This window comes from Pseudochelatococcus contaminans (assembly GCF_014195635.1).
GTDB classification, from domain to species: Bacteria; Pseudomonadota; Alphaproteobacteria; order Rhizobiales; family Beijerinckiaceae; genus Pseudochelatococcus; species Pseudochelatococcus contaminans.
Window position 1 is genome coordinate 405,454 of record NZ_JACICC010000001.1, and the last position, 21,296, is coordinate 426,749.

A 21,296-nucleotide genomic window follows, 5' to 3' on the forward strand; every position below is an offset into this window, starting at 1 on the left:
TTAGCCCCTCCAGCCGATGCGTTTCGCCTTGTCAGCGTCGAACCACCATGTTCCCGGCGCGCCGGAGCTGTAGCGCGGGCTGGTGTCCGGGCGGGAGAAGACATCCCAGAAGGCATACCATTCATCGGCGCGGAACCACATCGGCACCCAGTAGCGCCCCGCGCGCAATACGCGATCCAGTGCCTTTGCCGCGACGGTGATTTCCTCGCGCGTTCTGGTGTTGGCCACACGTTCGATGAGAGCGTCGACGGCCGGGTTTGTGATGCCGGCGAGGTTCATGCCACCGGGCGTGCGGCCCGCTTCCGAACCGTAGAACACGCGCAGTTCCGGCCCCGGCGTGAGGCTGCCGCGCCGCGCGACGCTCACGACGTCGAAGTCGTAATTCTTCAGCCGCTCCTGATACTGCGACGGATCGACAATCCGCGACGTTGCCTTGATGCCGAGCCGCCCAAGCGCTGCCTGGAACGGCTGGATATGCGGCTGAAGCCTTGCGCTGGCGTCGAGGAACTCGATCTCGAACGGCTTGCCGTCCGGCCCGCGCAGCACGTTGCCTTCACGCTTGTAGCCAGCCTCGGTCAGCAACTGGAAAGCCCGGCGAAGCTGGTTGCGATCATTGCCTGAACCATCCGACACCGGCGGCACGAATGGTTCGCCAAAAACCTCGTCGGGCACCTGTCCGCGGAAAGGCTCCAGCAGGGCCAGTTCCTCCGGTGAGGGCAGACCTTCGGCCTTCAGGGGTGTGTGCTCGAAGAACGATGTCGTGCGCTCGTAGGCGTCGTGCATGATCTTGGCGTTCGTCCACTCGAAATCGAACGCCAGCCCGATGGCTTCACGCACGCGCGGATCGGCGAACTTGTCGCGGCGCGTGTTGAAGTACCAGCCCTGAATGTTGGGCGCGGCGGCGGTCTCGATTTTCTCGCGCTTCACGCGGCCGTCGCGGAAGGCGGCGAAGTCATAGCCGTTGGCCCACAGGCTGGCAGTGTATTCTTCGTGAAAGTTGATGAGGCCGGATTTGAACGCCTCGAACATCACCTGCTCATCGCGAAAATATTCGTAGCGGATCTTGTCGAAATTGTTCTGGCCCACGTTGACGTTGAGATCGCGCGCCCAATAATCGCCCACACGGTCGAACTCGATGAAGCGGCCCACCTCGAAGCGGCCCACCTTGTAGGCGCCCGAACCCAGCGGCGCGTCCAGCGTGGACGCGGCAAAGTCACGTCCGTCCCACCAGGCCTTGGAGAAGATCGGCAGCGAGGCGATCAGCAGATGCAGGTCGCGGCCGCGGCTCTCCGACAGGGTGAATGTGACGACATCGTCGCCTTCGGCAACTGCCTTTTCCGCCTCCGCGAGCAGCGCGCGATAGGAGGGGTGGCCCTTTTCCTTGAGGATATTGAAGGAGAAGACGACATCGTCGGCGGTGATTGGCGTGCCGTCATGAAAGCGCGCTTCGGGGCGCAGGCGGAAGCTGTAGGTCCGGCGGTCGGGGCTGACCGACACCGATTCCGCCACGAGGCCGTAAAGTGCGTCCGGCTCGTCACCGGAGCCGGCCATCAGGCTATCGAAGGTCATGCTCATGCCGGCCGCCGCATCGCCTTGCAGCACATAAGCATTGAGGGTGTTGAACGTGTCGAAGCTGCCTTGCGTCACCCGCATCGTGACCTTGCCGCCCTTCGGCGCATCCGGGTTGACGTAGGGAAAGTGCGGGAAATTCTTCGGCAATTGCAGATCGTCGAAGGCCGAAAGGCCGTGGGACTCGAACGCCTCGCCGGGCGGGGGCGGCTCTTCCTGCGCCAGCGCTACACCCGGCAGCAGGTGGGCGGCGAGCGTCACGCCGATGAGTCCGCCGGCAAGGCCGAACAGATCGCGGCGGGTGGCCAGAAGAGATGAACGGCGCAGCACCTCCGGCGAAACGGAGGGCGGCGACGGCGTGCGAGAACGGCGGACCAAAGGCGGGCTCCCGGTTGGCGCTACTGAACGAATCAAACCCCGTCAGTGTAGCAACCAGAAAAGCCCATGCCTCGTTAACATTTCGTCAGCCAAATGCAGCCAACTGCCGATACGCACACCGTTTCACCGGAATGTTACCAGCGCGATAACGTTATCGCCCAAGAACGTTATCGCGCAGGTATCAGTGCGCGCTTGCTGAGCAGCGAAGATGTCACCACCGCCACCGTGACCACCAGCAGGATCAGCGACGACAGCGCGTTGATCTCCGGTGACAGCCCGCGCCGCGCCTTGTTGAAGATCTCGATGGGCAGCGTGGATGTGCCGGGGCCGGTGACGAAGCTGGCGATCACCACGTCATCGAGCGACAGGGTGAAGGCCAGCAGAAAACCGGCCAGCACGGAAGGCGCGATCAGCGGCAGGGTGATGGTGAAAAAGGTGCGCAGCGGCGGGCAGCCGAGATCCTGCGCCGCTTCTTCCAGCGTCCTGTCGAAGGCCACCAGCCGCGACTGCACCACCACGGCGACGTAGCACATGGTGAAGCTGGTGTGCGCCAGCGTCACGGTCCAGAAGCCGCGCTCCGCGTTGATCGACACGAAGAACAGCAGCAGCGACAGGCCGGTGACGACTTCCGGCATCACCATGGGGGCATAGACCATGCCGGTGAACAGCGGCCGCCCCCAGAAGCGGGTGTAGCGCACCAGCGCCAGCGCGGCCAGGGTGCCGAAGAAGGTGGCGATGGCCGCCGAGAACAGCGCGATGCCCAGCGAGTTGCGCAGCGCGGTCAGCAGCACCTTGTCGTTCCACAGCTCGACATACCAGCGGGTCGAGAACCCGCCCCATACGTTGAGCAGCCGCGAATCGTTGAACGAGTAAACCACCAGCACCAGCAGCGGCAGGTAGAGGAAGGCGAACCCGAAGGTCAGCGCCGTGGTGTCGAATAAAGTCCAGCGGCGCGTCATCGGGACTTCTCCAGCCGGCGGGTTTCGAGTTCGCGGAAGATCATGACAGGTCCGATAACGATGATGAGCAGCACCACCGCCACGGCGGAAGCCAGCGGCCAGTCGCGGTTCCTGAAGAACTCGTCGGACAGCGTCTTGCCGATCATCAGCGAGTCCGGCCCGCCGAGCAACTCGGGAATGACGTATTCACCAACGATGGGGATGAAGCACAGCAACGCCCCTGCGGCGATGCCCGGCAATGCCAGTGGCACCGTGACCTGCCAGAACGCCCGCCACGGCGGACAGCCCAGATCCTGCGCCGCTTCGAGCAGCGTCCAGTCCAGCTTGTCGAGCGTGGCATAGAGCGGCAGCACCATGAAGGGCAGGTACGAATAGACCACGCCGATGAAGATAGCGGTATCGGTATTGAGGATCTGCAACGGCTGATCGATCACCCCGATGCCCTGCAGCACCATGTTGAGCAGACCCTCGGGCTTGAGAATGCCGATCCATGCGTAGACGCGGATGAGGAAGCTGGTCCAGAACGGCAGGATGACCATCATCAACAGCAGCGGCTTGTGCTTTTCAGGCGCTTTGGCCATGGCATAGGCCATGGGGAAGCCGACGAGCAGCAGCAGGATGGTGGAGATCGCCGCGATGCGCAGCGAGGACAATGCCGACGCGGCATAAAGCCAGTCATCGGTCAGCAGCGTGAAGTTTTCAAAGTTGAACTGGCTGAGCGCGTCCAGCAGGCCGTTCAGCCCCTCGGACCAGTCGATCACCGGCACGTAGGGCGGCTGCGCCGTCGCCGGTTCGGACAGCGACATCTTGAAGACGATGATGAACGGCGTCAGGAAGAAGATCAGCAGCCAGATGAATGGCAGCGCCGGAACGAGCGCGCGCACGAGGCGCGTGCCCGGTCCCGCCTTTGCGGAGGCAACGATTTGCGTCGATGGGGAATCGGGCGGGCTGTCGCTCGCGGGGATATGGCTCATTGTCGTATCCCCGTTGTCAGTGGGTCAGCAACACGCCAGCCTCGGACGCGAAGGTGATGTGCACCTTGTCGTCCCAGGTCAGCGGCTGCTCCACGAAGCGGCGGGAATTGGCGCGCGACACGCGCACGATCTGGCCGCTGGCGAGTTGCACGAGATAGATGGTCCAGTCGCCGAGATAGCCGATGTCCCAGATATCGCCGGACAGAACGTTCGGTGTGTCGGTGGGCAGGTCGCGGTGCAGCACCAGCTTTTCCGGACGCAGGGCAACCGCCACCTCCTGCCCGACGCTGACCGGCTCGTTCTGCAGGTCGATCAACAGCGTGCCGGCCCCGTCGCTGCGCGTGACGCGCACCTGATGCTCGCCGACCTCGGCGATCTTGCCCTCGATGATGTTCACATCGCCGATGAACTCCGCCACGTAGCGGCTCGCCGGCTGTTCGTAGACCTGGCCGGGAGGGGCGATCTGCTTGATGGTGCCCTTGTCCATCACGGCGACGCGGTCGGCCATCACCATGGCTTCTTCCTGATCGTGAGTGACGACGAGGAAGGTCATGCCGAGATTGACCTGTAGATCCATCAGCTCGAACTGGGTTTCCGAGCGCAGTTTTTTGTCGAGCGCGCCCAGCGGCTCGTCGAGCAGCAGCACCTTGGGTCGCTTGATGAGCGCGCGCGCCAGCGCCACGCGCTGACGCTGGCCGCCGGAGAGCTGGTCCGGCTTGCGGCGGGCGAAGGGCGTGAGCTGCACGAGGCGCAGCGTCTCCGCCACGCGGTCGGCGATTTCGTTTTTCGGCACGCCGTCCTGCACCAGACCGAACGCGATGTTCTTTTCCACATTCATATGCGGGAAAAGGGCGTAGGACTGGAACATCATGTTCACTGGCCGGCGATAGGGCGGGATGCCGCTCACCACCTGATCGCCGAGCAGAATGCGCCCCGCGGTCGGCTCCTCGAAGCCCGCGAGCATGCGCATGAGGGTGGTCTTGCCGCAACCGGATGGACCGAGGAGGCAAAAGAACTCGCGCTCATAAATGTTGAGCGTCAGATTATTGACGGCTACAAAATCGCTGTACTGTTTCGTGACAGCTTCATAGCGGATCAACGGCTTTGCCGCGGGGTCGAGCCACGGGGCGAAATCCCGGCGTACCGCACCGATCGCGAGCGAATCACGTTTGCGCGCATCCGTTCGAACATTCGTCATCGGTGTGCCAGCCCTTGCATGTTGCGGGCGATGGCCGACAAGAGCCGGTCGCCTCCGTGGACAATTTGCGGCAAGGTAGCCGTAGAGGCTTTCCGCCACAAGCGACTTGCGATTGCATCTTCTATTCACACGATTATGCGATTTGATGTCAGATGATTGACAGATTCGTTGCCAGGGCGATTACTGCTGCGCGGCGGATGTAGCGTACAAGCAGATCGGGTGAGGTATGACGAGGAAGAAAACAGCGCAGAAGCCCAGCCGGAGGCTGCGCGGCGCGGCGAATCTCGAAGAGGCCCGCGATTTTGTTGCACAGCGGGGCATCGAGGAACTGGAGTGCTTCGTCGCCAATCAGGCCGGGGTGGCGCGCGGCAAGGTGATGCCGGCGGAGAAGTTTCTCGGCAACCCCACCATGAGCCTGCCGGGCGCGATCTTCTACCAGACCATCGCCGGCGATTATCCCGAGGATGTGCTGTTGCAGGAAATGCCGGCAGACGGCGATCTCGTTCTGCGGCCCGATTTCTCCACGCTCGCCGCCGTGCCATGGGCGCCCGACCCGACGGCGCAGATCATTCTCGATGCCTTCCACCGCGACGGCCGCCCGCTGGAAAACGCCCCCCGGCAGGTTTTGAAGCGCGTGCTGGAGTTCTACCGCCGCAGCGGTTGGGAACCCATCGTTGCGCCGGAGATCGAGTTCTACCTCGTCAAGCGCAACACCGATCCCGACTATCCGCTGGAGCCGCCGATCGGCCGTTCCGGGCGGGCGGAAATCGGCCGGCAGGCTTATTCCATCTCGGCGGTGAACGAGTTCGACGATCTGTTCGAGGATATCTACGACTATTCCGAGGCGCAGGGCCTCGCCATCGACGCGCTCATCCACGAGGAAGGCGCGGGGCAGATGGAGATCAACCTGCGCCACGGCCATCCGCTGGATCTGGCCGATCAGGTTTTTCTGTTCAAGCGCACCATCCGCGAGGCTGCGCTTCAGCACGATATGTACGCCACGTTCATGGCCAAGCCCATTGCCCGCCAGCCGGGCTCGGCCATGCATATCCACACGTCCGTCGTCAACATGCAGACGGGGCGAAACCTGTTCTCCAACGAGGACGGCTCGCCGTCTCCGGAGTTTTTCTCGTTCATTGCCGGCTTGCAGACCTATCTGCCGGCGGCGATGTCCATGCTTGCGCCTTACGTCAATTCCTACCGCCGGCTGACGCGCAATTCCACCGCGCCGATCAACCTGCGCTGGGGCTATGACAATCGCACCACGGGCTTGCGCATTCCGCCATCCGATCCGGCTGCGCGGCGGGTGGAGAACCGGGTGCCGTCTTCCGATGCCAATCCCTATCTCGCCATCGCCGCGACATTGGCCTGCGGTTATCTCGGCATCGAGGGCGGATTACAGCCGGGCGAGCCGGTGACCGGGTCGGCCTACAACCTCGATTACGATCTGCCGCGCGGCATTCTGGAGGCGGTGATCGAACTGGGTGAATGCGAACCGTTGATCGAGGTGCTCGGCGAACATTTCGTCAAGACCTACTCGGCGGTGAAGCGCACCGAGTTCGAGACGTTCATGCAGGTCATCAGCCCGTGGGAGCGGGAATATCTGTTGCTGAACGTCTAAAATAACGTCTGACATTCTTCGGCCGAATCCATTATTGACACTCTCCTTCGCTCTGTCCCTCTCGCATTTCGGATCGACGGCCGATGGCGCCTTCCTTGCTTACGAATCTCTATGGCGCTGTTCCGGACACGGCAGCGCCACGGCCTGCGGTTGCGGGTGACGATACCGCCGATGTCTGCATCGTCGGGGCCGGGTTTACCGGCCTTGGCGCGGCGCTGACACTCGCCCGCGCGGGCGTCGGCGTGCGCGTCGTCGAAGCGCTGGCCGTCGGCGGCGGGGCCTCCGGCGTCAACGGCGGCCAGGTGCATCCGGGCCAGCGGCGCGATCAGGCGTGGCTCGAATCGCACGTCGGGACAGAGCGCGCCCGCGCGTTGTGGGACATTGCGGAAGAAGCGCGTATCTGGCTTCAAACCGTGATCGCCGATGACGCCATTGCCTGCGATTTCCGGCCGGGTCTGTTGTCCATCGCCCATCGCCCGCGTCATTTCCGCATGCTGGCGGAAGATGCCGAGCATCTGGCCCGCATCTACGGCGTTGACGGGCTTGAGGTGCTGGAGGGCGCCGCCATCGAGAAGTACACCCACATGCGGGGGGCGCATGGCGGCGTGTTCAATCCTCACGGCGGGCAGCTTGACCCGTTGGCGCTGACGCGCGGGCTGGCGCGCGCCGCGGAGGCCCATGGCGCGCGCATTCACGAACGCTCACGCGTGCGGCAGGTGGTTGCCGATGGCGATGACTGGCGTGTGGTGACGAACGGCGGCACAGTGCGGGCGCGGTCGGTGCTGCTCACCGGCGATGGATCGCTGGGGGATCTGTCGCCCCTGACGGCCTCGCATGTCATGCCGCTGGTGAACTTCATGATCGCGACCGCGCCGCTCGAAACAGGGCTGGCCGATTCGGTCCTTTCCGAGCCGATTGCTGCGTCGGATACGCGGTTCGTGGTCAATTATTTTCGCCGCACCGATGACAACCGCATCATCTTCGGCGGCGGCGAGAGCTATGGCGATAATCTGCCGGACGATTTCGAGCGCAGGGTGCGCGAGCGCATGTTGGGCCTCTATCCCCAGCTCCGCGATGCCCCCATCACCCACGGCTGGGGCGGCAGGCTTGGCATCACGATGACGCGGCTGCCTTTTGTGCGCCGGCCCGACAACGGTTTTTACATCGCTTCCGGGTTTTCAGGGCAAGGCGTGATGCTGGGGCCGTACACCGGGCGCATCGTCGCAGAAGCTATGCTGGGCGATGACAGCCGTTTCAGACAACTGGCTTCGCTGCCTGTGCCCCCGCTGCCGGGCGGGCGCTGGCTGCGTCGGCCGTTGCTGACGGCGGCGATGATCGGCTTTGGCCTGCTGGATCGCCTGTAAGATGCTCAGGGCGCGGGCGTATCGTCTGACGCCGGCAGCGGCACGGGCGACGGCGAGAGCGTGCGCAGATAGGCGATGATGTCGGCGCGTTCAGTTGGCTTCGCCAGCCCGGCGAACGACATTGTCGTGCCGGGGATGTACTTTTTCGGGTTGGTGATGAACCTGTCGAGTTCCTCATAGGTCCATGTGGCCCCGGTCCCGGCATGCGCTCTCATCGCGGTGGAATAGCCGAACTTCTCGCTGGCTCCGACCGGGCGATCGATGATGTCGTAGAGGCCCGGGCCGGCGCGCGAGCTTCCGCCGGGGACGAAGTTGTGGCACGCCCGGCATTTGATGGCCGCGCGCGCCCCGCGCGCCGGATCGGCCCGCGCCAGCAGGGTTGCAAGCGTCAGTTCTTCATCCTGCAAGGGTGCGGGCGGTGCATTGACCGCAGGCTGCGCAACCGTTGTTGCAGGTGCGGCAGGGGCGACGGGTGCGGCCACGGTGTTCGATAGCGTGCTGTCGTCATCGCCGGAAGACGGCCCGTCCAGAACGGCGTTCGAGATGATGCCGGCGCCTGTCACGACGAGGAGGGTGCTCAGCACGACCGCCGCAATTCTGTTCAGGTCGAATCGATTCATCCCGATATGGCCTCACCCCATCAAAACAGGCGTTCCGATTTCGCGCCTGTCGCCCGCCATCAAAGTTGCGGCTGAACTAACTATTTTACCGGGATGGTTGCAACTTTTGCGAACGGCAAATTATTCATGCCCTCTGGCCCCGTCTCGCTGATCATGCCGCTTGATTATGAAGCACTATTGGGTGTTTGTGAGCATCAGAAGGCAGCGAAATTCCTTCCGCTGCGACAAAGGTGCTCGATGCGTTCCCCTGTCGTTGTCATTCCCGCCCGTCTCGCCGCCACCCGCCTGCCACGCAAACCGTTGGCCGATATAGGCGGCGTGCCGATGATCGTTCATGTCCTGCGGCGGGCGCAGCAGGCAGATGTGGGGCCGGTCATCGTCGCGACCGATTCGGACGAGATCGCTGACGCGGTTACCTCCGCCGGTGGACGGGCGGTGCGCACGCGTGCCGATCATCCCTCCGGTTCCGACCGAATCGCCGAAGCGGTGGCTGCCATTGACCCGCAAGGCGTTCACGATGTCGTGGTCAACGTGCAGGGCGATCTGCCGACCATCGATCCGCGCGTGATCGCTTCCGCGCTCGATCCGCTGGCGGATGAAGCCGTCGATATCGCGACCCTTGCCGCCATCATCACGCGGGAGGAGGAGCGCACCGCGCCCAGCGTCGTCAAGGTGGTGGGCAGCCCGCTGGCCGAACGGCGATTGCGGGCGCTCTACTTCACCCGCGCCACCGCCCCCTGGGGGGAGGGGCCATTGTTTCATCATATCGGGCTTTATGCCTATCGCCGCTCGGCGCTGGAGCGTTTCATCTCCCTGCCGCCGTCGACGCTTGAGCAGCGGGAGAAACTGGAACAGCTTCGCGCACTCGAAAACGGCATGCGCATCGATGTTGCCATCGTCGACGACATGCCGCTGGGTGTCGACACGCCCGACGACCTCGCCCGTGCCCGCGCCACTCTTGAAGGGAAGACATCCGCATGATCAGTTCGTTCGACCGCAACCCGGAAGCTCTTCCCACGCCGAAAGTGATTTCTTATCAGGGCGAGCCGGGCGCGAACTCGCATATCGCCGCTCACGAGGTGTTTCCGGATTGGGAGCCGCTTCCGTGTGCCACGTTCGAGGATGCGCTGGCGGCGATTACATCCGGACAGGCGGGACTTGGCATGATCCCGATCGAAAATTCGATCGCCGGTCGCGTCGCCGACATTCATCATCTGCTGCCCGCTTCCGGCCTGCACATCGTTGGCGAGCACTTCCTCCCCATCCGCTTCCAGCTTCTGGCGCCGCAAGGCGCGACCCGTGATACCCTGACGACAGTGCATAGCCATGTTCATGCGCTGGGGCAGTGCCGCCGGATCATCCGGGAGCTGGGTCTGAAAGCGGTGGTGGCGCAGGACACGGCCGGCGCAGCCCGGCAGGTGGCCGAATGGAACGATCCGACCCAGGCCGCGCTCGCGCCACAACTGGCCGCGGACATTTATGGCCTGGTCAATCTGGGGCGCGATGTCGAAGACGAAAGCAACAACACGACCCGCTTTGTGCTGCTGTCGCGGGAAGCGCAGTGGGTGCCCGCCGGAAGCGAGCCGGTCGTGACCAGTTTCATGTTCCGCGTGCGCAACGTGCCGGCGGCTCTTTACAAGGCTCTCGGCGGTTTTGCGACAAATGGCATCAACCTTACCAAGCTTGAAAGCTATATGTTGGGCGGGCGGTTCCTCGCGACGCAATTCTATGCCGAGGTGGATGGCCATCCCGATGACCGCTCGCTGAAACTGGCGCTGGAGGAACTGGCGTTTTTTTCCCGGGAGGTCAGGATTCTCGGTGTTTATCCCGCGCATCCATTTCGAGGAACCCAGACAAAGGACACAGTGGACTACGACATCTGAACCACGGTTTGTCTGAGCGTTTGGTGTGGAAAAAAGATGTGCTCGTGACGGTACTGTCACTCCTTTGCGACAAATAATGCAGGTGTGTGTCATGCTCCGGCAATGCACGTCCTTTTCAACTGGTTCAGGCAGGATATACTCGCTCCTGCGGTCAGGGTTCCAGTGCAATGCAGTTGGATGAAGCCACATTGCGGATCGTCGCGATCCTTTTCAGTCTGCTCATCGGCGGGCTCCTGCTGTTTTCGTGGAACAGCAATCGCGTCAACCGCGAGCTTCTCGTCCTTGGTTCCAGTTTCGGCTCGGCGGCGGTTGGCATCGTTCTCATCGGCATTGCCAGCCTCGGGCAATCCGTCATCTATCTCTATACGGGCGTAACGTTGCTTTTCTTTGCCTATGGCGGGGGATGGCAAACGATGCGCATTTTCGAGCGGCGGCCGGTGAAGCCATGGCTGGCCGGGCTCGGGGGGATTTTCTGGCTTGCTCTCAGCCTCATCGATCCCGAACACGGCCCCTTGATCACAGCTCTGGCAGTGGCGGTCGTTCCTGCATCCTATACGGCGCTGATGGGGTTTGAGCTGTGGCGCGGTCGCGGCGAGTATCTGCCGTCGCGCTTCGCCTTGTGCATGGTCGTGGGTCTCGATTCCGTGCTTCTCGTCATGCGCGGCGTGTTCATCATGATTGCCGCCAGCGAGGCGCACAGGTGGACGGAAACGCAACTGACGATGACGCTGTCGCTGCTGATCGTGCTCGTCAACGTGGCAGTCGGTTATCTCATGCTGTCGCTGATCAAGGAGCGGCTTGAGACGGAGCAGCGGGCGCAGACGTTGATCGACCCGCTCACGGGCCTTGGCAACCGCCGGGCGCTGCATTTGCACGCCGAGCGAATCCTGCGCCGGCAGGCGACGTCCGGGCAATCGGTGTGCGTCGCGATCATCGATCTCGATCATTTCAAGAAGATCAACGATACCTTCGGTCACTTCATGGGCGACAGCGTGTTGCGCACCTTCGCGGAACGGGCGACGTTGAAGCTGCGCCCGGTGGATTACCTTTTCCGGGTCGGCGGCGAGGAGTTTCTGTGCATTCTTCAGGCTGCCGAGGAGCGCGATGCCGTTGGCGTCATGGAGCGTATTCGCCGGTCCATGAAAAGCTACCGGATAGGCGAGGGCACAGAGGCGCGCGGCGTGACGCTGAGCGCCGGCATCGCGTCGTCGCGGCGGGTGGGATACGATCTTGAAGACCTGACGCGCGCCGCAGACGCCGCTCTTTACAAGGCGAAACGCGATGGCCGCAACCGTGTCTGCGTCTATACCGGCGATGATACCCGGCTGGCGGCTGACGTGGAAGGCCGTGCCTGGGCCGAGCCTCGGCCACAGGCAGGGCCATTGTCGGGACCGCAGCTGACTTGACAGACGCGCCCAATAATCCCACACATCGCCTTCCGCCCGGTTTTCACCGGGCCAGCGTGCCGTATCAGTGGGAAGTGTGATCGATGCCCGTCGCCAGCCTCTCGTCGATCGAGACCTCCAGCGCCAACAAGCCGCCGCTGGAGGTGCTGATTTGCGCTCCGCGCGGTTTCTGCGCCGGTGTGGTCCGCGCGATCGATGCCGTCGAAAAGGCGTTGCGGATTTACGGCCCGCCCGTCTACGTCCGGCATGAGATCGTTCACAACAAATACGTGGTCGAAAGCCTTCGCCGCAAGGGCGCGATCTTTGTCGACGAACTCGATGAAATTCCCGATACGCAGGCACCGGTGATCTTTTCCGCGCATGGCGTACCCAAATCCGTGCCGTCCGAGGCCGTGCAGCGGCGCTTTTTCGCTATCGACGCGACGTGCCCGCTGGTTACGAAGGTGCACCGCGAGGCCGAGATTCATCACAAGCGAGGCCGCCATGTCGTGCTGATCGGTCATGCCGGTCATCCCGAGGTGGTGGGCACCATGGGGCAGTTGCCCGCTGGTGCGATCACGCTGATCGAGACCGTCGCGGATGTCGAGACGCTCGCCCCGCCTGCCGATGTCGAACTGGCCTATGTCACGCAGACGACCTTGTCCGTTGACGATACCGCTGGCGTCGTCGCTGCCCTGCAGCAGCGGTTTCCGCAAATCGTATCGCCACACAAGCAGGATATCTGTTACGCCACCACCAACAGGCAGGAGGCGGTGAAGCGCGTCGCGCCGCAGGTGGATGCGATGATCGTGGTGGGGTCGCCGAACTCATCCAACTCCCAGCGCCTGCGTGAGGTCGCCGAACGGGCCGGATGTCCGATATCGCGCCTCGTGCTGCGCGCCGAGGATATCGACTGGTCGTTGTTCGGCAACATCCGCTCGCTCGGGCTGACTGCTGGAGCTTCCGCGCCTGAAGTTCTCGTGGAAGAGATCATCGATGCCTTCGCGGAGCGCTACAACGTGACCGTGGAATCGGTCTCCACGGCGGACGAGAGCGTATTCTTCCCGCTGCCCCGCGAATTGCGGGATCAGGCAGCTGAATAGCAGAGGCTGAAACGCCCATCCTCATTCAACTTGCAACTTTTTAGATTTTGGCCGCCGGGTTCGACCGGCGGCCTTGTCATGTCTGGCGGTCTTACTTGGTAGGCGATTTTACTTGGCAGGCGCGTGTTCGCGCAGCAGCTTTGCGGCCTTGACGAGGTTGACCAGCGCCGGGCGCACCTCTTCCCACTTACGGGTTTTGAGGCCGCAATCAGGGTTGACCCAGATCTGCGCTGGCGTCAGGCGCTCCCTGGCCTTGACCAGCAGTTCTTCCATCTCGTCCGTTGACGGCACGCGCGGCGAGTGGATGTCATAAACGCCCGGTCCGATTTCGTTCGGGTAATGATAGTCGACGAAGGCGTCGAGCAATTCCATCTTCGAGCGCGACGTCTCGATGGAGATCACGTCTGCATCCAGCGCACCGATGGCGTCGATGATGTCGTTGAACTCCGAGTAACACATGTGCGTGTGGATCTGCGTCTCGTCGCGCACGCCGGAAGCGGACAGACGGAAGCTGTCGACAGCCCATTCCAGATAGGCCGGCCAGTCGGCCTTGCGCAGCGGCAGGCCTTCGCGAATGGCCGGTTCGTCGATCTGGATCACGCGGATACCGGCGGCCTCAAGGTCGGTCACCTCGTCGCGCAGCGCCAGCGCGATCTGGCGGGTCACGGTTGCGCGCGGCAGATCATCACGCACGAACGACCATTGCAGCATCGTCACCGGGCCAGTCAGCATGCCCTTCATCGGGCGGGAGGTCAGCGACTGGGCATAGGCCGCCCACTCCACGGACATCGGCCTTGGGCGGGATACGTCGCCGAAGATGATCGGCGGACGCACGCAGCGCGACCCGTAGCTCTGCACCCAGCCGTTGCGGGTAAAGGCATAGCCGTCCAGCAGTTCGCCGAAATATTGCACCATGTCGTTGCGCTCGAACTCGCCGTGCACCAGCACATCGAGGCCGATTTCCTCCTGCCAATGCACGGCATTCTCGGTTTCCTTGCGCAGGAAAGCCTCATAGCCGGCATCGTCCAGCTCGCCGCGCGTATGGGCGGCGCGGGCCTTGCGGACTTCGCTGGTCTGCGGAAACGAACCGATGGTTGTGGTGGGAAACAGCGGCAGGTTCAGCGCTTCGTGCTGGGCCTTGCTGCGTTCGCTGAACGGGTGCTGGCGGTTGCTATCCTCGGGCTTCACTGCGGCGAGGCGCGCGGCGACCTGCGGATTGTGAATCCGCGCGGAAGCCTTGCGCGAGGCGGCGGCAGCGGCCGAGGCGGCCAGCTCATCCTTCACGGAATCACGGCCCTGCGACAGCGCGCGGCCGAGAATGACCAGTTCCTCGAGCTTCTGCGTCGCGAATGCCAGCCAGCTCTTCAGCTCGTCGTCAAGGCCCGTCTCGTGGGCAAGGTCATAGGGCACGTGCAGCAGCGAGGACGAGGTTGAGATGATCAGGTGATCGGTGCCGCGCTTGGCCGCGACCGGCTCGATGCGGTCGAGGATCACAGGCAGGTTTGCGCGCCACACGTTGCGGCCGTCAATGACGCCCAGCGACAGCACGAGGCCGGCCGGAGCCTTCGCCAGCACGGTGTCCAGCTCTTCCGGAGCGCGGGCGAGGTCAAGATGAAGGCCAGCGACCGGCAGTTCCAGCGCCGTGGCAAGGTTGTCGCCATAGGCGTTGAAATAGCTGGTGAGCTGAATTTTGATGCCAGGCACTGCCCGCGCGAAGAACTCGAACGCCGAAGTCAGGGCGGTGCGGGTGGCGTCGTCGATATCCAGCGCGAGCACGGGCTCGTCGATCTGCACCCAGTCGGCGCCAAGCGCTGCAAGGCGGCGCAGGATTTCGGCATAGACCGGCAGCAGGCCGGGCAACAGGCTGACGGGATCGAAGCCTTCATCGCGGCTCTTGCCAAGCTTCAGGAAGGTCACGGGACCGACGAGCACGGGGCGGGTGTGATAGCCGAGCGCCTTGGCTTCGCTGAACTCGTCGACGACCTTCGTGGAGGCCAACTCGAACTTCTGGTCGCGCGTGAATTCCGGCACGAGGTAGTGATAGTTCGTGTCGAACCACTTGGTCATTTCCAGCGCGGGCAGACCCTCACCGGCTGCCGGATCGGTATGGACATGGCCGGCGGCGCAGGTCGTCTGCTGCCCCTGCGTACCGCGTGCGAGGGCGAAATAGGTGTCGAGAGAAACCGGCCCGCCCGTCCAGCCATAGGCGGCGGGGATGGCGCCAACCGTGACGGCGGTGTCCAGCACCTGATCGTAGAACGAAAAGTCGTTCGACGGGATGATCGAGACGCCCGCCGCCCGCTGACGCTCCCAGCCCGCGGCGCGCAGGTCCGCCGCGATCTTGAGCAGTTCATCCTGACTGATTTTGCCGGACCAGTAGTTTTCCAGCGCCACCTTCAGTTCGCGGCGAGGACCAATGCGAGGAGCGCCAAGCGCGCCAACGGAAACAGGAGAAGATGACATCGGCTGAACCCATCGTTTGGGAGGCAAAAGGCCTGGCAGACGCATGCGGGCCGTTCAGGGGGCGAGCCCCTGCGAATCACCACGCTCAGCGGCCACCGGGAACTCCGCCCGAGGACTTTGCTATGTCGTTGCTGGGGCTCCCGGCTTACGGGTCAACGCACGCCCCCGCCCGCGCGATGGATCATCGGCGACAGAATCTGGGCGGGTGTCCGCTGCTCACAAAGTCCGGGTGCAACCCGGGATTCCCTTCCGGCTTCGGGCCAGGAAGGTATGCCTTCACAGGCCGCGAATAACCACGACCGCGCCACTATGGCAGATAAAGCTGAATGGTCAAGTCTGCATATAAAGATATGTTTATGTCATTGTATCTTTGTGCAGGTCTATGGGCTGAAGCGTTCCTTGATCCGCTCGGCGAGGTCATCACGCACGCTTCTGTAGGCATCCATGCGCTGATCGCGTGAGCCCTGAACGGCGGTGGGATCGAAGGTGGGCCAATATTCCACATCGACGGCAAGGGCGCGGGTCAGCTCCATGGCCCGATGATGGGCCTCCGGGGAAAGCGTGACGATGAGGTCGAAGCCGGCGTCCTCCAGCTCCTGCACCGTCCTCGGCTTGTGATTGCTGACGTCGATACCGATTTCGTCCATCACGGCTGTAGTGAAGGGATCAAGCTCCTCCGGGCGCACCCCTGCCGAGGCGACATAGAGCGAGCGGCCGAAGTAATGACGTGTCAGCGCCTCGGCCATGGGCGAGCGCACGGCATTGAGCGCGCACATGAACAGCACGGACTGCGTGCGCCGCGATGAGGATGGCTTGGTGCGCGAAGCGTCCGGCGCCGCGTCTGGCGCTATCGCCCCCGCATCGTGCCGCGGCCCCGGCTCAACCTGCATCTCAGCCCTTCCATTGCAGGGCGAAGAGCAGGGTGAACATACGTCTGGCCGTGTCGAAATCGACGTCTATTTTCCCCGCGAGCCGTTCGCGCAGCAACTCGGAAGCCTCATCGTGCAGGCCGCGCCGGCCCATATCGATGGCCTCGATCTGGGAGGGCGTCGCCGTGCGGATGGCGGCATAATAGCTTTCGCAGATCAGGTCGTAATCCTTGATCACGCGGCGGAAGGGGCTCAGCGACAGGAAGTGCGCCACCACCGGCGTTTCATCGGCCAGCCGGATGTCGAGCAGCAGCTTCCTCTCGACCAGCGACAGGTGCAGCACATAAGGACCGCCTTCATGGTTGGACACCGTGAAGGAGTTTTCCTCCAGGATATCCCAGATGGCGACGGCCCGCTCGTGTTCCTGATCCGGATTGCCGCGTCCCAGCGACGCTTCGTCAAGCGTCACACTCACGAGACGTTTGCGGTTGTCATCGTCAGTGCTGGTCACGACCCTGCCTTTCGGTTCATGGGCTTGCCAATAAACTAGATGTTCAGACGAATGCTGACCGAACGGGCGTGCGCCTGCAACCCCTCCGTTTCGCCAAGAGTAACCGCCGCCGGCCCGATGGCCCGCAACGCCTCGACGGAGCAGCGCAAAATCGATGTGCGCTTGAGAAAGTCGAGAACGCCCAATCCCGATGCAAAGCGCGCCGAACGCGCCGTCGGCAGCACGTGATTAGGCCCGCCGACGTAATCGCCGATAGCCTCCGGCGTATATTGGCCAAGGAAAATCGCGCCGGCATTCCGAACCTGAGCGGCCAGGGCATCGGCCTGCGGCGATTCGATTTCAAGATGTTCCGGCGCGATGCGGTCAACGAGCGGGATAGCTGCTTCGAGCGACGGCGTCAGGATGATCGCGCCAAAATCATCCCAGCTCTTGCGCGCGATGTCCTGCCTGGGCAGCGTCAGCAGCTGGCCCTCCACAGCCGTTGCGACGGCATCCGCCAGTGCTTCGCTGTTGGTGATGAGGATCGACTGGGCAGCGGTGTCGTGCTCTGCCTGCGCCAGAAGATCGGCAGCGACCCATTCCGGATTGGCCTCGCCATCGGCCAGAATCAATACCTCTGATGGACCGGCGATCATGTCGATTCCGACAAGCCCGAACACACGCCGTTTTGCCGCCGCCACGTAGGCGTTGCCTGGCCCGACGATCTTGGCGACGGGCGCGATGGTCGCCGTGCCATGCGCGAGTGCCGCCACAGCCTGCGCGCCGCCGACACGGTAGATTTCATCCACGCCTGCAATATGCGCGGCTGCCAGCACCAGCGGATTGATCACGCCGCCCGGCGTTGGCACCACCATCACGATGCGCGGCACACCGGCGACACGCGCCGGAACGGCGTTCATCAGCACGGATGACGGATAGCTGGCCGTGCCGCCCGGCACATAAAGGCCAACTGATTCGATCGCCGTCCAGCGCCAGCCTGCCGTCACGCCGGCCTCATCGGTGAAGCTTTCATCCTGCGGCTTCTGCCGCACGTGATAAGCCTCGATGCGCGCCTTCGCCAGTTTCAGCGCCTCAAGCGCCTCTTGCGGCGCGGCTGCGACGGCCGCCTCGATTTCCGCTGGCGATATTCGCAGGGTTTCCGGCGTCAGGGTCTGGTTGTCGAAGCGGGCAGTGTAATCGATCAGGGCTTCGTCGCCGCGCGCAGCCACGTCGGCGATGATGTCGCGCACGATGGCGTCGACATCTTCCGACACCTCGCGCTTGGCCGAGAGCAAGGCCCTGAATGCCGTTTCGAAATCATCCGCCCGCGCGTCAAGCCTTACCGGCATCGTCACCCTCCACCTGCCCGTGGGACGGTCGTGCTTCCACGTTCCACACCGGGCCAAGGTCTTTCAGTTGCGCCTCCACGCACTCGACGTCAAGCAGGATTGCCGCGCCGCCTGCGAATTCAAGCAGGATTGCGCCGGAGGGTTTTTCATTTTCCACGAAATAGATAGCGAGCAGGGTGTGCAGCGCATCCGGCGCCTGTCCCAGATGGCGGTGGCGCACCGCACGCACCTGCTCGAAATGCAGAGCGGTCAGCCGCCGTTGCGGAGCGGCCTTGGCGTCGCGCTCCCAGTCAAAGCGCTGGGCTGCCAGCACGAAGCGCCGCTCGGCCGGGAAATAATGCAGATCGGCTCGCCGCACGAACGCATCCTGAAGATGGGCGGAGATGACATCGAGATCGTGCTCATCGAGTGCGAGCAGACGCAGAAGCTGGTTGCCCTGCTGCTGCCGCTCCGCCTCCGTCTTTGCGGGGGCGTGTTCCGTGTGGCCGGTTCCGGCAGGGGAGGTCTGGCGGGGAACGGTTTTCTCGGGCATCGCTCTGTTTCCATTTCTCAACGCTTACGATGTATCGGGCGCGCAAGCTACAGGCAAGCTTGCATCGCCTTTGATAACGGATGCCGCTGCTTGCTGCCCCCGGCCCCGTGGCGGTTCGCGCTGAAGGGAATTCGTGGAATTGAATGCAAGTGGCAGTAAAACACAGAATAAAGAGCGCCATAAGCCGGCTCCGCCCCGGAAACGTCATAATACAGGCGGAACGTGCCATCGGAACCGGCTGACGGGCAGAAACGTTGCAAGCTCATGCACGGCGGGTATAAACGGCCCGGCAGGGCTTTTCGCCAATCGGTAACCTGAGTCTGTCATCGTAGGCGCATCGGGGTTGCCAGAGGGGGATCCATTGAAACATCGTTCCGTGTTCTTCACACTTGCGGCAGCTTTTGCCGTTCTATTTTTCGCCGGGGCCGCGGAGGCCCAGTATTACGACGGCGGGCGGGGCGATCCCCGGTGGGATGACAGGCCGCCCCCGGGCTGGCGTCAGGGGCCGCCGCCGCCGCGTGATGACGGCTGGGGTCCCCCGCCGGATCGCCGTGGCCCGCCTCCGCCTCGTGGTGGATGGGGTCCGCCGCCTCCTCCGCCCCAGCAGGGTTGGGGTGGTCCGCCGCCTCAGCAGGGTTGGGGACCGGGTCCGCAGCGCGGCCCACAGCGTGGCGGTGGAATATGCGTCACCTCGCGCGGGCCTTGCCCGGCCGGCCCGCTGCGTAGCGGCATGCCTTGCCAGTGCGACATTCCCGGCTTCGGCACCAAGCGCGGCGTGGTGCAGTAATATGAGCGGCCGCCCTCCGGCGGCCGTTTTTCTTATGATGCACGTGTGCTCATGATGGATGCGCCGAGACGGAGCAACGCCTCGCGCAGCGGATCGTGGGCAATGTCACCCACGGCATCCGCGACGCGCCGCTCCTGCTCCGGGTCGAGTTTTCTCTCGGGCAGGGGCTGTCTTGTCTGGCGACGGATCGGCCCCTGACGCAGCCCCAGCTGACCAACACAGCGCCAGCCGAAATGCGTGTTGACGCGTTCAATCACCACGGGCGCCATGTGCTGCAATTCGATGGCGAAGGCGCTCGACACGCGCACCACGAGCGTCGACATCTGTTGCTGTGCCGCGTTCTGGGCAACGCTCTTTGCCGCGCCGTTGGCTCGTTTCGGCCAGATGATGCGCATCGGCTCGGTATGGCGAGCCAGTCGCTCACCGACAATTTCCGGCCACGCCATAATCACATCCGACGCGGCGAAGCCCTGCGCGGCCAGCGCCGGTTCGATGCATCGGTCGATAAATTCCGCCAACGGCCTTGGCCGGACGGAGCGACGGACGGTGAAGGAGCGTTGATTCATGACATCGTCATTCGTTTCGACAAGCAGACGTCGGGTTTTCGCATTTCAACGAAACATGGAAATGGTCTAGAACCGTGCCATGGTAGCTTCCTCCGACATTTTTTCCAGCGATTCGGCACGATGACGGTGACCGATACGACAGCGTCAGCCGACACCCTGCTGGAGTGGTATGATCGTCATCGCCGATCGCTGCCGTGGCGGGCGCCTCCCGGCAAGCGAACGGACCCTTACCGGGTGTGGTTGTCTGAAATTATGCTCCAGCAAACCACCGTTCAGGCGGTGAAGGGCTATTTCGAGCGTTTTCTTCTTCGTTTTCCGGATGTCGAAACCCTTGCCGCCGCGCCGGTCGAGGCGGTGATGCAGGCATGGGCGGGGCTTGGTTACTATTCGCGCGCGCGCAATCTGCATGCCTGCGCACAGGTGGTGACCTCACAGCACGGCGGGCATTTCCCGGCCGATGAGACTGCGTTGCTCGCTTTGCCGGGAATCGGCGCCTACACGGCTGGCGCGGTGGGCGCTATCGCGTTCGACCTGCCGGCAGTCGCCGTCGATGGCAACGTCGAGCGCGTGTTGTCACGGCTGGTTGCGCTCGAAGAGCCGCTTCCACGTGCCAAATCCACGATTCGCAAGATTGCGCTGTCGCTCTTGCCGCCAAAGCGGTCGGGCGATTTCGCGCAGGCCCTGATGGATCTCGGTGCGACCATCTGCACGCCCCGCAAGCCTGCCTGTGCCTTATGCCCGTGGTCGCCGCCGTGCCGGTCGCGGCGCGAGGGAACCGCGGAGACATTTCCGCGCAAGGAGGCGAAGAAGCAGGGCGCGTTGCGCAGGGGCGCGGCATTCGTCGTGTTGCGCGGCGATGATCATGTGCTGCTGCGGGATCGCCCGCCGCGCGGTCTGCTCGGCGGCATGGCCGAACCGCCGGGAACGGAATGGTCGGCGGGCTTCGATCCCGATGCCGCCACGGCGGCGGCGCCCCTCGATGCCTCGTGGCGGCGGCTGGGCGGCAACGTGCGCCACGTCTTCACGCATTTCCCGCTTGAACTGACGGTCTATCGCGCCGAGGTGCCTGCGGGCACGCCCGCACCTGCCGGGAGCCGTTGGCAGGCCCGTGCTCTTTTAGGGCAAGAGGCGCTGCCGACCGTCATGCGCAAGGTGTTGGCGCACGCTGATATCGAAGGCATCTGAC

At 63.6% G+C, this 21,296-nt stretch carries 19 protein-coding genes; 8 read left to right on the plus strand and 11 right to left on the minus strand.

Annotation, left to right across the window (positions count from 1 at the left end; all coding sequences use genetic code 11):
* From FHS81_RS01695 to FHS81_RS01710, 4 genes are all read right to left on the minus strand, one after another.
* On the minus strand, positions 1 to 1,899 hold the full coding sequence (locus FHS81_RS01695; protein ID WP_428982426.1) for an extracellular solute-binding protein: 1,899 nt from the start codon (positions 1,897 to 1,899) through the stop codon (positions 1 to 3).
* A gap of 215 nt (positions 1,900 to 2,114) precedes the next feature.
* Positions 2,115 to 2,906 carry an ABC transporter permease gene (locus FHS81_RS01700; protein WP_183750292.1) on the minus strand — a complete coding sequence of 264 codons (792 nt, stop codon included), beginning with the start codon at positions 2,904 to 2,906 and terminating at the stop codon, positions 2,115 to 2,117.
* On the minus strand, positions 2,903 to 3,880 hold the full coding sequence (locus FHS81_RS01705; RefSeq protein ID WP_183750293.1) for an ABC transporter permease subunit: 978 nt from the start codon (positions 3,878 to 3,880) through the stop codon (positions 2,903 to 2,905). The genes FHS81_RS01700 and FHS81_RS01705 overlap by 4 nt, the downstream gene beginning before the upstream one ends.
* Before the next feature lie 16 nt (positions 3,881 to 3,896).
* Complete coding sequence (locus FHS81_RS01710) at positions 3,897 to 5,078, minus strand: ABC transporter ATP-binding protein (RefSeq protein WP_183750294.1); 1,182 nt, start codon at positions 5,076 to 5,078, stop codon at positions 3,897 to 3,899.
* Between the two features lie 226 nt (positions 5,079 to 5,304).
* Between FHS81_RS01710 and FHS81_RS01715 the strand changes: the two genes are divergently transcribed.
* Together FHS81_RS01715 and FHS81_RS01720 are read left to right on the plus strand one after the other, a co-directional pair.
* Positions 5,305 to 6,699, plus strand: coding sequence for a glutamine synthetase family protein (locus FHS81_RS01715; protein ID WP_183750295.1), 1,395 nt, complete (start codon positions 5,305 to 5,307; stop codon positions 6,697 to 6,699).
* A gap of 83 nt (positions 6,700 to 6,782) precedes the next feature.
* Positions 6,783 to 8,063: an NAD(P)/FAD-dependent oxidoreductase gene (locus tag FHS81_RS01720; protein ID WP_183750296.1), complete on the plus strand. Its 1,281-nt coding sequence runs from the start codon at positions 6,783 to 6,785 to the stop codon at positions 8,061 to 8,063.
* 5 nt (positions 8,064 to 8,068) lie between these two features.
* Here the strand turns inward: FHS81_RS01720 and FHS81_RS01725 are convergent, their stop codons facing one another.
* Positions 8,069 to 8,683 carry a c-type cytochrome gene (locus FHS81_RS01725; RefSeq protein ID WP_183750297.1) on the minus strand — a complete coding sequence of 205 codons (615 nt, stop codon included), beginning with the start codon at positions 8,681 to 8,683 and terminating at the stop codon, positions 8,069 to 8,071.
* Positions 8,684 to 8,920: 237 nt separating this feature from the next.
* Between FHS81_RS01725 and FHS81_RS01730 the strand changes: the two genes are divergently transcribed.
* The 4 genes from FHS81_RS01730 (at position 8,921) to ispH (ending at position 13,054) form a co-directional block, all read left to right on the plus strand.
* Positions 8,921 to 9,664 (plus strand): 3-deoxy-manno-octulosonate cytidylyltransferase, encoded by a 744-nt coding sequence (locus FHS81_RS01730; protein ID WP_183750298.1) that lies wholly within the window; start codon positions 8,921 to 8,923, stop codon positions 9,662 to 9,664.
* Complete coding sequence (locus tag FHS81_RS01735; RefSeq protein ID WP_183750299.1) at positions 9,661 to 10,566, plus strand: prephenate dehydratase; 906 nt, start codon at positions 9,661 to 9,663, stop codon at positions 10,564 to 10,566. Before FHS81_RS01730 ends, FHS81_RS01735 begins: the two co-directional genes overlap by 4 nt.
* 167 nt (positions 10,567 to 10,733) lie before the next feature.
* Complete coding sequence (locus tag FHS81_RS01740; protein WP_183750300.1) at positions 10,734 to 11,972, plus strand: GGDEF domain-containing protein; 1,239 nt, start codon at positions 10,734 to 10,736, stop codon at positions 11,970 to 11,972.
* An 83-nt stretch (positions 11,973 to 12,055) separates the two neighbouring features.
* The gene (gene ispH / locus FHS81_RS01745; protein ID WP_183750301.1) at positions 12,056 to 13,054 is read left to right on the plus strand and encodes a 4-hydroxy-3-methylbut-2-enyl diphosphate reductase; all 999 of its coding nucleotides are present in this window, start codon (positions 12,056 to 12,058) and stop codon (positions 13,052 to 13,054) included.
* Positions 13,055 to 13,162: 108 nt separating this feature from the next.
* On the opposite strand, the gene metE is transcribed toward ispH, so the two are convergent.
* From metE to FHS81_RS01770, 5 genes are all read right to left on the minus strand, one after another.
* Positions 13,163 to 15,517, minus strand: a complete 2,355-nt coding sequence (gene metE, locus FHS81_RS01750; protein ID WP_183750302.1) for a 5-methyltetrahydropteroyltriglutamate--homocysteine S-methyltransferase — start codon at positions 15,515 to 15,517, stop codon at positions 13,163 to 13,165.
* 380 nt (positions 15,518 to 15,897) lie between these two features.
* Positions 15,898 to 16,293 carry an arsenate reductase ArsC gene (locus FHS81_RS01755; RefSeq protein WP_281374400.1) on the minus strand — a complete coding sequence of 132 codons (396 nt, stop codon included), beginning with the start codon at positions 16,291 to 16,293 and terminating at the stop codon, positions 15,898 to 15,900.
* A gap of 115 nt (positions 16,294 to 16,408) precedes the next feature.
* Positions 16,409 to 16,897: a UPF0262 family protein gene (locus FHS81_RS01760; RefSeq protein ID WP_183750304.1), complete on the minus strand. Its 489-nt coding sequence runs from the start codon at positions 16,895 to 16,897 to the stop codon at positions 16,409 to 16,411.
* 35 nt (positions 16,898 to 16,932) lie between these two features.
* Positions 16,933 to 18,225: a histidinol dehydrogenase gene (gene hisD, locus FHS81_RS01765; RefSeq protein ID WP_183750305.1), complete on the minus strand. Its 1,293-nt coding sequence runs from the start codon at positions 18,223 to 18,225 to the stop codon at positions 16,933 to 16,935.
* Positions 18,209 to 18,757, minus strand: a complete 549-nt coding sequence (locus tag FHS81_RS01770) for a DUF2948 family protein (protein ID WP_183750306.1) — start codon at positions 18,755 to 18,757, stop codon at positions 18,209 to 18,211. The genes hisD and FHS81_RS01770 overlap by 17 nt, the downstream gene beginning before the upstream one ends.
* A gap of 361 nt (positions 18,758 to 19,118) precedes the next feature.
* Between FHS81_RS01770 and FHS81_RS01775 the strand changes: the two genes are divergently transcribed.
* On the plus strand, positions 19,119 to 19,544 hold the full coding sequence (locus FHS81_RS01775) for a hypothetical protein (protein WP_183750307.1): 426 nt from the start codon (positions 19,119 to 19,121) through the stop codon (positions 19,542 to 19,544).
* A gap of 32 nt (positions 19,545 to 19,576) precedes the next feature.
* Here the strand turns inward: FHS81_RS01775 and FHS81_RS01780 are convergent, their stop codons facing one another.
* Positions 19,577 to 20,110, minus strand: a complete 534-nt coding sequence (locus tag FHS81_RS01780) for a DUF721 domain-containing protein (RefSeq protein ID WP_183750308.1) — start codon at positions 20,108 to 20,110, stop codon at positions 19,577 to 19,579.
* 120 nt (positions 20,111 to 20,230) lie between these two features.
* Here FHS81_RS01780 and mutY point away from each other — a divergent pair, with 120 nt between their 5' ends.
* A complete protein-coding gene (gene mutY / locus FHS81_RS01785) occupies positions 20,231 to 21,295 on the plus strand; it encodes an A/G-specific adenine glycosylase (RefSeq protein ID WP_183750309.1) in 1,065 nt (354 codons plus the stop codon).
* Position 21,296 lies beyond the last annotated feature (1 nt).